A 5,261-nucleotide genomic window follows, 5' to 3' on the forward strand; every position below is an offset into this window, starting at 1 on the left:
CGGCGGAACTCTCCCGCCCACCCCTTTCAGCCCGTCCGGCGTTTGAGGACGAACTCGGCGAAGCCGGTGATTTTCCGGTACGCCTGCGGCCGGCGAAGCCGGAAAGTTCGGGAAGGGGCGGGGTTGGGGAAAGGGAAAACCTAGGCCCCGCGAACCGCTTCCGGCCCGGTCTCCGCACCCGGCGAAGTCTCAACCGGCAGCAGCCCCAGCGCAGCGTCCCGCGCGAACTCCCGCTCCCGCCGGAACAAGCGGAACCACATGAACACCACGAACCCCGCGAAGACGAACCACTCCCCGGTGTAGCCGAGGTTCTGGAACGCCTTGAGGTCAAGACCGGAGTTCTCCGGAGCGGCCGCCGGCACCGGCTTCATACCGGAGTCGCCCTTCTCCAGCGTCACCCACGCGTCGTACACATCACCAGGAACCAGGTTCACCAGCGACGCCGCGCTGATCGCACCGAGCTGCCCGTCCGGCAGCCCTCCCGCCGCACTGACCCCGTTCGACCCGGGGTTCTCGGAGGCCTGCAGCGCCCCCGTCACGGTGACCTTCCCTGATGGAGCGGCCGGAACCTTCGCCGAGCCGGAGCCCGCCTTCCCCGGCAGCCACCCCCGCACGACCGGCAGCTCCTTGCCGCTGTCCGTGCGCAGCAGCGTCAGGACGTAGTAGCCGGACTTGTCGTCCAACTTCCGGTCCGGCACGAGGAGTTGCTTGCCGTACCGCCCCGTCGCCGAAGCCAGCTCCCCGGACGTCTCCTTGTCGACGGGGAGAAGGGAGTCCAGCGGCCGGGCCTCCGACGCGTCACGGGACGGCGAGGCCTGCCGGTCGGCCTTCTCCTGCGCGGCGTCATGCGCCTCGACGCGGTCCTCGAAGCGTGCCAGCTGCCATGACCCCATGAAGATGCAGACGGGGATGGCCAGCAGGACGAAGACGTTGATCCCCCACCAGCGGGGCGTCAGCAGGAACCGGTACACACCCCCACGGTACGGGTCCCTTGCCGCACCCGGCCCGTGGGGGTCCGTCGCCCTCTGGCGAGGGTGCCCCTGGCGAAGGTGCCGCTAACGAAGGTGCCGCTAACGAAGGTGCTTAACGAAGGTGCCGCTCCGCGAAGTCCAGTTCCAACCGCACCTGCTTGATCCGCTCGCCCACGACGAGCGAGCCGTGCCCCGCGTCGTACCGGTACACCTCGTGCACCGCCTCACGCGCCTTCAGCCGGTCCACGTAGTTGTCGATCTGGCGGATCGGGCAGCGGGGGTCGTTGACGCCCGCCGAGATGTAGACCGGCGCCTTCACCGCGTCCACGTACGTCAGCGGGGACGACGCCTCGAAGCGCTCGGGGACCTCCTCCGGCGTACCGCCCAGGAGCGTGCGGTCCATCGCCTTCAGGGCCTCCATCTCGTCGTGGTACGCCGTCACATAGTCCGCGACCGGCACCGCGGCCAGGCCGAGCGCCCAGGCGTCGGGCTGGGTGCCGAGGCCGAGGAGGGTGAGATAGCCGCCCCACGAACCGCCGGCCAGGACGATCCGGTCCGGGTCCGCGAGGCCCGACGTCACCGCCCACTCCCGCACCGCCGCGATGTCCTCCAGCTCGATCAGACCGACCCGGTGCTTCAGCGCGTCCGTCCACTCCCGGCCGTACCCGGTGGAACCGCGGTAGTTGACCCGCACCACCGCGTACCCGTGGTCCACCCAGGCCGCGGGGCCCGCGGCGAACGCGTCGCTGTCGTGCCACGTGGGCCCGCCGTGGATCTCGAAGACGGTCGGGAGCGGTCCGCTCGCGCCCTGCGGCTTCTGTACGAGGGCGTGCACCCGGCCACCGGGACCCTCCACCCAGACGTCCTCCACCGGCACGGACGCCGGGGCCTTCATGCCCGGTGGGTCGAGCACGACGCCGCCCGCCGTCGACCGCACCACCGGCGGCTCGGCGGCCGACGACCACAGGTACTCCACGCTGCCGTCCGGCCGCGCCGTCGCCCCCGACACCGACCCCGCGGGCGTCTCAACCCGGACCAGGTCGCGGGAGGCGAACCCGTACCGGAACAGCTCGCTGCGGGCCTCGAAGCTGTGCGCGATGAGCAGCGCGGAACCGTCCGGATACCACTCGGCGCTCACGTCACCCGGCAGGTCGAGTGCCAGGTCCGTCTCCTCGCCCGTGGCGACGTCCCACACCATCGGCTCCCAGCGGCCGCGCCGCTGATGCCCGACGAGCAGCCGCGTGTCCCCGTCGACCGGCGCGAAGCCGAGCACCTCAAGGCCGAGCTCGACCGTGCCGCCCTCGGTGTCGTCGAGCTCGGCGACCATCGACCCGTCCGGCCTGACCACCCGCAGCGCGGAGTGCATCGCGTCGCCGTGCTCCGTGTGCTCGACGGCGATCAGGGAGCCGTCGTGGGAGAGGTCGCCGACGCCCGCGGACTCGCGGTGGCGGTAGATCTCGACGGGGTCCGCGCCCGGGGAACGTACGACATGGATCGTCGAACCGTCCTCGTCCGTGGAGCGCCCGACGACGGACATCCGCCCGTCCCGCGCGAGGGCGAGCCCCGCCGGATACGAGGCTTCGAGTCCCGGCACCGCGGGCTCGTCGGTGCCGCCGCCCGCGAAGGGCTGGCGCATCCACACGCCGAACTCGTCGCCGTCCTTGTCGTTGAACCACCAGATCCACTCGCCGTCCGGCGTGAGGACGCCGTCCGTCGTGCCGTTCGCCCGGTCCGTCACCTGGCGCTGCTCGCCGGTCGCCCGGTCCCACGCGTACAGCTCGTACGTCCCCGTCGCGTTCGACACGAACAAGGAGCGGCTCGGAGCCTCCTCCGCCCAGTCCGGCAGCGAGACCCGCGGCGCACGGAACCGCTTCTCCCAGTCCGGCATCCCCGCGCCACCCCCGTCCGCACCCGACGTACTCACCGCTGCTGCACCCTCGCCCACATCGCTCATGGACCCCATAGTGCACGCCCGCGCCGACAATCCGCTGGCGAGGGTCCCCAGCCTGTGGATAACTTTTCCGGCATGTACTCCCCGACCCCTTCCGACTGGCGCGAGGCCAACCGAAAACGCTGGGACGAACGCGTCCCTCTCCATCTCGCCAGCGACTACTACGACCTCGAAGCCTTCCGCTCCGGCAAGGACCCGCTGCGTGACTTCGAGCTCACGGAGGTCGGTGATGTCACCGGGCGCACGCTGCTGCACCTCCAGTGCCACATCGGCCTGGACACCCTCTCCTGGGCCCGGCACGGCGCATCCCGCGTGGTCGGCCTCGACTTCTCCGAGCCCGCCGTCGACGCGGCCCGCGACCTGGCCGCCGAGCTGGGCCTCGGCGCCGACCAGGCGTCTTTCGTCGCGGCCGACGTGTACGACGCCGCGGACGCGGTGCCCGACACCTCGTACGACATCGTCTACACCGGAGTGGGCGCCCTGTGCTGGCTCCCCGACATCCAGCGCTGGGCCGAGACCGCGGCCGCGCTCGTCGCGCCCGGCGGCTTCCTCTACCTCGCGGAGTTCCACCCGCTCACGGACATCCTCGACGACGAGACGGGCTCACGGATCGCGTACGACTACTTCGCCCGCGACGCCTGGATCGACGAGACCCCGGGCGGCTACGCGGACACGACGACCCCCACGGTCCACAACCGCAGCGTGGAGTGGCAGCACCCCATCGGCGACGTCGTCACGGCACTCGCGGCGGCGGGCCTGCGCGTCGACTTCCTCCACGAGCACGACAGCACCCTCTTCGAGCGCTTCGGAGCCCTCGAACTCCGGGACGGCGCCTACCGGTTCCCGGCGTCCAGGCCCCGCATCCCCCTCATGTACTCCTTGAAGGCGACCAGGCCGGCGGCCGCCTGACCGGGCCCGAGCCGGCCCTGCGGTACTCATCCTTCCGGCCGACGCCGAACCGCCCACCGAGGACCAGCCCGGACGAGCCGAGCCAATCCCCATGGGCAGCCCCAGACCCTGGTTCCACCCACCGCGGTAACAGGAGCCAGCCATGCGCACGCCCGTCTCCGTAAAACCCGTCTCCGTAAAACCCGTCTCCGTGAAACCCGGCCCCGCCCGTCTTGGCCTCGCCCCACACAGCCCCCTGCCGCGCCGCATCGACGGCGCCTGGTGGCCCCGCTCCAGCGAGCTGATCGCCGAACTGCCGCTCCTCATCGCGGCGTTGCCGGCCGCCTGGGGCAGGATCGACGGCGTCACGGTGGACGGCGCGATGTGGATGGCGCTGCCGGGCCGCATGCTGGTCGCCAACCACGTCGTGCGGCTGAGGCGGTCCCCGGGCCGGCACGACCCGCACACGGTCTGCCTGCTCGCGCCGGGCCGCGGCCGCTGGGACCTGCTCGTGGTGCCGCCGGAGGCGACCGCCGCAGAGGCGGCCGCACTCATGACATCGGCTACGACGGTCGCATCCACCCTTCCCACGCGAGTTCACCCGGTGCCGGCGCTCCCGTCCCTGCCCGGCGTGCCGATCCTGCCCAGCCCGAGCCGCTCGGGTCACCCGAGTCGAAATCCCCGAGCTTCGTCCACCCCCACGACCGCAGGACCTCACGCCCGAGATCGTCGTCCCGCTTGATCACCGCGACGACGAGATCGGTGGTGTGCCGGACGAGGAGCAGCGTGCGCAGCCGCTCCGAGATGCCCTGCCGCCGATAGGCGGGCACCACCATGAGCTCGGTCAGGATGAAGACCCGCCCCGACGCGGTACGTTCCTCGACCTCCGTGGGCAGGATGCCGCGAAACCCCTCCCACCAGTCACCGGTGCGCGCGGCGCGATACCCGTAGAGACAGCCGACGAGGCCTCCCGCGTCGGCGACGACCATGTCGAAATCGGGCCGCTGCACGGTGTTCTCGAAGCACTGCAGAAACCCCTGCCGGTCCGCGTACTCGGCACCGGCCACGCCCCGGTAGGCCTCTACGTAGACATCGGCCACCGCTTCCCGCTGCTGCTCCGCCTGCCACCGCGTCAGCCGCCGCAAGAAAACCTCAGCCATCTGCGCCTCCCGCCCGCCCCCACCGAGGACACCCCTCGACACGCCTGGACTCCGCATGGTGACACCACGGAACGGCGAGCGGAACGGGGCGTGAGGGATCCATCACGTCGAGTCGGCGCCGCGTCAGCGCGGCCTCATCCGATGGATCAAGAGCACCCCGAGAACGATCATCAGGCAGATGGCCGCGATCACGATGGCAGTCTCCATGGGCGAGCTCACCTCGGTGGACCCCAACTGGGAGCCACCAGCGTGCTGGTACGAGCCTGCTTTCTCACCGGAGGAGCTCAAGGA

4 protein-coding genes and 1 pseudogene are annotated in these 5,261 nt (G+C 71.2%); 2 read left to right on the plus strand and 3 right to left on the minus strand.

Annotated elements, in window-relative coordinates; translation table 11 throughout:
• Window positions 1-140: 140 nt before the first annotated feature.
• Both ACFWY6_RS43950 and ACFWY6_RS43955 read right to left on the minus strand, forming a co-directional pair.
• Window positions 141-971, minus strand: coding sequence for an SURF1 family protein (locus tag ACFWY6_RS43950; RefSeq protein ID WP_384703100.1), 831 nt, complete (start codon window positions 969-971; stop codon window positions 141-143).
• A 112-nt stretch (window positions 972-1,083) separates the two neighbouring features.
• On the minus strand, window positions 1,084-2,859 hold the full coding sequence (locus ACFWY6_RS43955) for a S9 family peptidase (protein WP_384703109.1): 1,776 nt from the start codon (window positions 2,857-2,859) through the stop codon (window positions 1,084-1,086).
• A 138-nt stretch (window positions 2,860-2,997) separates the two neighbouring features.
• Here ACFWY6_RS43955 and ACFWY6_RS43960 point away from each other — a divergent pair, with 138 nt between their 5' ends.
• Entirely contained in the window at window positions 2,998-3,831 is an 834-nt protein-coding gene (locus ACFWY6_RS43960) for a class I SAM-dependent methyltransferase (protein ID WP_384703103.1), read from the plus strand.
• A gap of 142 nt (window positions 3,832-3,973) precedes the next feature.
• Window positions 3,974-4,315 (plus strand): annotated as a pseudogene (locus ACFWY6_RS43965) (DUF5994 family protein); the annotation flags it as partial.
• 58 nt (window positions 4,316-4,373) lie between these two features.
• On the opposite strand, the gene ACFWY6_RS43970 reads toward ACFWY6_RS43965, so the two are convergent.
• On the minus strand, window positions 4,374-4,970 hold the full coding sequence (locus ACFWY6_RS43970; RefSeq protein ID WP_384703106.1) for a hypothetical protein: 597 nt from the start codon (window positions 4,968-4,970) through the stop codon (window positions 4,374-4,376).
• Between the last annotated feature and the right edge of the window lie 291 nt (window positions 4,971-5,261).

It is taken from the genome of Streptomyces sp. NPDC059037 (genome assembly GCF_042740015.1).
Taxonomy (GTDB): Bacteria; Actinomycetota; Actinomycetes; order Streptomycetales; family Streptomycetaceae; genus Streptomyces.

Excerpts from the sequence above, each read along its gene's own strand:
- ACFWY6_RS43970 (WP_384703106.1), bottom strand. The coding sequence starts at position 4,970 with ATGGCTGAGGTTTTCTTGCGGCGGCTGACGCGGTGGCAGGCGGAGCAG.
- ACFWY6_RS43960 (WP_384703103.1), top strand. The coding sequence starts at position 2,998 with ATGTACTCCCCGACCCCTTCCGACTGGCGCGAGGCCAACCGAAAACGC.
- ACFWY6_RS43955 (WP_384703109.1), bottom strand. The coding sequence starts at position 2,859 with ATGCCGGACTGGGAGAAGCGGTTCCGTGCGCCGCGGGTCTCGCTGCCG.